General features: G+C 49.7%; 2 protein-coding genes. Both read right to left on the reverse strand.

From position 1 onward, the window contains the following. Positions 1-167 precede the first annotated feature (167 nt). Positions 168-2,789: an aminopeptidase N gene (gene pepN, locus ACTHSP_RS17760; protein WP_440346566.1), complete on the reverse strand. Its 2,622-nt coding sequence runs from the start codon at positions 2,787-2,789 to the stop codon at positions 168-170. A gap of 155 nt (positions 2,790-2,944) precedes the next feature. Beyond that, on the reverse strand, positions 2,945-5,011 hold a 2,067-nt coding region (locus ACTHSP_RS17765; protein WP_440346567.1), incomplete at its 5' end, for a YadA family autotransporter adhesin.

Consider the following 5,011-nt stretch of genomic DNA (forward strand, 5'->3'; position numbering starts at 1 on the left):
AGGAGTGATTGGAGGAGAAAACAGCTGAAAACCCTTGTTTGGATTTCGGCTGTTGGAAGGAAAGGAATTTTGCAAAGATCTCAGGCCGTCTGAAACCAATTGGTTTCAGACGGCCTTTAGTCTATCTATCCCTATTGCCAAATTACAATAAGGTCAACAAACAAGATTTATTTTTCATTCAAAATCTTACCGACAATCTCGCCCACATCTTTCGACAAGCCTTCTTGTGCATTGATGCGTTGCAATTCTTTGGTCATGACGGCTTTGCGGTTGGCTTCCAATTTGTTGCAGATGTTAAAAGCCTGTACCAGTCGGGCGGCAACCTGCGGGTTAAAGCGGTCGATTTCCATCACTTTATCGGCTACGAAGCGGTAGCCGCTGCCATCTTCTGCATGGAAGTGCGGAATATTGCGGCTGAAGCTGATCAACAAAGAACGGGCCTTATTCGGGTTTTCGATGCTGAATTTAGGATGATTCAAGGCCATCTGAACTTGCTGCAAAGTATCTTTGCGGCGGCTTGAAGCAATCAGGGTAAAGTATTTGTCCATTACTAAAGCATCATCTGCGAATTTATCGGCAAATTGCGTCAACAAACGATTGCGGATTTCGCTTTCATTGCTGTTGAGTGCGGATAAGATACCCCATTCGTGGGTCATGTTTTGCGCCATTGCTTCGTAATTCTCCGCAACGTGTTCGATATGCGCAGCGTCAGCACGAAGGATAAATGCCCTGCAAGCATTGCGTAAAGTACGCCAGCCAGCCAATTCCGGGCTGTATTCATAACGAACAGCGGCATCGGCTTGGTTTTCTTGCTCGGCAGCTTGACGGTTCAGCTCGCGCCATTGAGGCAGGAACTTGACGGCAACAGCATTGAGCAAGGCTTCCCGCGCTTGATGAACCTGAATCGGGTCAATATTTTCTTCTTCCGCCCATACATCGGTTTCAGACGGCATTTGCAGCAAAATTGCACGGAATGCCGGATCAAAGCCACCGGAAACCACCAAAGCCAAAGCATCCATCAATGCTTTGTGTTCCGGTAAAGGACGGCCTTCCGCCAATGCCTGACGGTTGGCATTAATGGCGCGATGGTACAGGGTTTGAGCAGCCTCCCAACGGGCAAACTCATTTTCATCTGCCGCCAGCAAAGTGGCCAACTCTTGCTCGCTGTACGGATAGTTCAGGGTAACCGGTGCAGAGAAATCTCGCAGCAGAGACGGGATAACCGGCTCATTGACGCCGCCCAACACAAAAGTCTGCTCGGCTTCAGTCAATACCAAAACTGCCTCTTTCACCCGTTTGCCTTGATATTCAAACTCAACCGCTTCTCCTTTCTCATTCAGCAAACCGGTTTTGACCGGAATCATCATCGGCTGTTTGTCCGCCATATCGGGCGTAGCCGGAATGGTTTGTTTGATGATCAATTCAAACGCACCATCTTTCAGACAGCCTTGAGCATCTAAAACCGGCGTACCGGCTTGGCTATACCACAAAGCGAACTGATCAAGATTGATGCCGTTTGCGTCTGCCATTGCGGCACGAAAATCATCACAAGTCACAGCCTGACCGTCGTGGCGTTGGAAATACAACTTCATGCCTTTTTGGAAGCCCTCTTCTCCGAGCAAGGTGTGATACATACGCACTACTTCTGCACCTTTTTCATAGACGGTCATGGTGTAGAAGTTGTTCATCTCTTCATAGCTGGCCGGGCGGACAGGATGCGCAGTCGGGCCCGCATCTTCTGGGAATTGGAACAAGCGCAGCATGCGGACATTGTCAATACGGCGCACCACGCGGCTGGCTCGGTCGCCAGAAAACTCTTGATCGCGGAAAACGGTCAAACCTTCTTTCAGCGACAATTGGAACCAATCGCGGCAGGTCACGCGGTTGCCCGTCCAGTTGTGGAAATATTCGTGGCCGACAACAGATTCGATGCCTTCAAAGTCAGTATCGGTCGCGGTACGGCTGTTGGCCAGCACGAACTTGGTATTGAAAATATTCAAACCTTTGTTTTCCATCGCGCCCATATTGAAATCGCCCACGGCAACGACCATGAAAATATCCAAGTCGTATTCCAAACCGAAGCGTGTCTCGTCCCATTTCATCGCATTTTTCAACGATTCCACCGCAAAACCGACTTTAGGTTTGTCTGTCTCCGTGGTGTAGAACTCGATTTTGACCTTACGGCCGCTCATGGTCGTAAAATAATCTTCCGTTACCGCCAAATCGCCTGCTACCAAAGCAAAGAGATAGCTCGGTTTAGCAAACGGGTCTTCCCATTTCACCCAATGACGGCCGTCTGAAAACTCGCCGCTATCGATTTTATTGCCGTTAGACAGCAACACCGGATAGCGTTTTTTGTCTGCAACGATGGTGGTGGTAAATTTAGACATGACATCCGGACGGTCGATGTAGAACGTAATTTTGCGGAAACCTTCCGGTTCGCATTGGGTGAACAGGTTGCCGCCGGAAGCATACAGACCCATCAAAGATTTGTTCTCAGCCGGCAGAATTTCGGTTTCCACTTCCAGTGTGAAGTTTTCAGACGGCACGCCGGCAATCGTCAGTTTTTCGTCTTCCAACACATAATCCACAGCCTGGCCGTTTACTTTCACAGACAGCAGTTTTGCCGAACCATCCAATACCAATGGCTCCCCTGCTCTTTCAGGTTGAACAGTCAGACTGGATTTGACGATGGTTTGCGGTTCTAAAATATCGAAATGCAGGTCGGTTTTCAGAATACGGTAAGCTGGCGCGGCGTAGTCTTTCAAATAATGGATGGTTTTGCTCATTTGTTCTCTTTCAGAGTCATGCGGTAAATAGATGAAGCATATCGTTTCAGATAGCTTCAATTCAAGTGTTTTCAGAAAAAAAGGCCGTCTGAAACCTAAAATTTCAGACGGCCTCCCTATTCAGGCAGCAAATTTAGTTGCCTGTCATTGCCAACTTACCACTGATACAGTGCACCGGCACCGACACCGACATGACCGTCGGTATTGGCCGAGAAGTTGCCTTTGACAATCCAGTTGCCGCCGTCGCTCATCGCAGACACGCCGATGGCCATGGCAGACTGACCGCCGTAGTAGCCGCTGCCGACACCGATACCGGTCGCACCCGGACGGGTTACTTGCGGAATCGAGCCTTGGGCAATCGCACCGGCCACACCCGCGTAGGCTTTCTTACCTACTTGGTTGATGTTGTTCTGCAACTCGGTACCCAAACCAATCAACTGGTTCACGTTTGCCGCATCTGTACCGTCTTTACCCGGAGCTACATTGGTAATGCGTTGGCCGCCGTTATTCAGACCGACAGGAGACAGTTTGACTTGGTTGTTCGGATTGTTTTCAGTCGGTGCAGCGATGGTTACGCCATCGTTGTTGACCACGGTATTGCCTGCGGTTAGACCGTCTTTGTTCAACGCAACTTTATCGCCGACTTTCACGCCGTCGTTATTCATCACAGTATCACCTGCTTTGAAGGTATCGGCATTCACTGTCTTCACGCTAATCTCGTCAGCCAACTTCAGTTGAGCGCCACCGGCTACGGTTTCGCTGATGATGTTGCTGTCGCCTTTAACGTTGATGGTGTCGCCCAACGCGTAGTTGTTGTTGCCGGTCGTACCGCCGAAGTTAATGCCTTTGGCAATCGTCGCAGCATTGTTGGCTACGTTTTGGTTGGTTGCGTACAACTGGCTGCCGTTGACGGCATCTTTGCTGTTGGCATTGATGTCGCCATCCGCTACGTTGGTTACTTTGTTGCCTGCATTGTCCAAGCCGTCTTTAGTCAGGTTTACCTTGCCTGCTTTCAAGCCGTCTTTGTTCAATGCAACATCGTCGCCTACTTTCACACCGTCGTTGTTAACGGTGGTGTCGCCGGCTTTCACGCTGTCAACATCCAAGTCTTTATCGGTTGCCACCTCGTAAACAGTTTGACCCTTGTCGCCTGTTTTCTGAGTGACAACGATGTTCTTACCTTGAACGACTTCGGTCTTAGACACAGCCGCAGCTTGTTTCAGTTGAGAAACATTGACTGCATCGGTGTCATCCGTACCGGCTGCAACGTTGGTAATCTTATTGCCGCCATTGTCCAAGCCGTCTTTAGTCAGGTTTACCTTGCCTGCTTTCAAGCCGTCTTTGTTCAATGCAACATCATCGCCAACTTTCACACCGTCATTATTCATCACGGTATCGCCTGCGGTAACACTGTCTACTTTCAAGTTTTTATCGGTAGCCACTTTGTAAATGGTTTGGCCATTGGCGCCGACATCCTGAGTAACAACAATGTTATCGCCTTGAACGACTTCAGTCTTAGCCGCAGCCGCAGCTTTGTTCAACTGAGCAACATTCACCGCATCAGTATCATCGGTACCAGCCGCAACATTGGTAATCTTGTTGCCGCCGTTGTTCAAGCCAGCTTTAGTCAGGTTGACATCACCAACTTTCACGCCGTCAGTATTGACTGTGGTGTCACCGGCTTTCACGCTGTCAACTGCCAAGTCTTTAGCCAATTTGACTTCCAACTTATCAGAGCCATTCGCTACAACGCCGATATTGCCGTCTGAAAGTTTGGCTGCATCGGTTTGACCGCCAACAATATTCAGCTTCGTACCCGGTTTGCGTTCAACGTCTTTGCCACTGTCGCCGCCGAAAGTCAAAGGCAGATTGGCAGTTGCATTAACGGCTTTGATTGCATCGTGGATATTGTTCTCACCAGTACCGCCAATATCGGTCATGCTGATGTTGCCGCCATTATTGGCTGCATTACCACCCAATACATTCACCAACTGATCTTGGGCCGCATTCAACTGCTCTTCAGTCGCCGCACGTTTGCCTTGGGCAAAGTCGCTGCCGCCCAAAGTCGTATTGCTCAAGCCGCTGACTTCGCCTTTATCACCATCGATTTTTACCGGAGCCGCTTGACCGACATTCAATACATCGGCCAGTTTCAGCTGTGCACCACCGGCTACGGTTTCGCTGATGATGTTGCTGTCGCCTTTGACATTGATGGTGTCGCC

It is taken from the genome of Neisseria sp. P0001.S005, assembly GCF_051963715.1.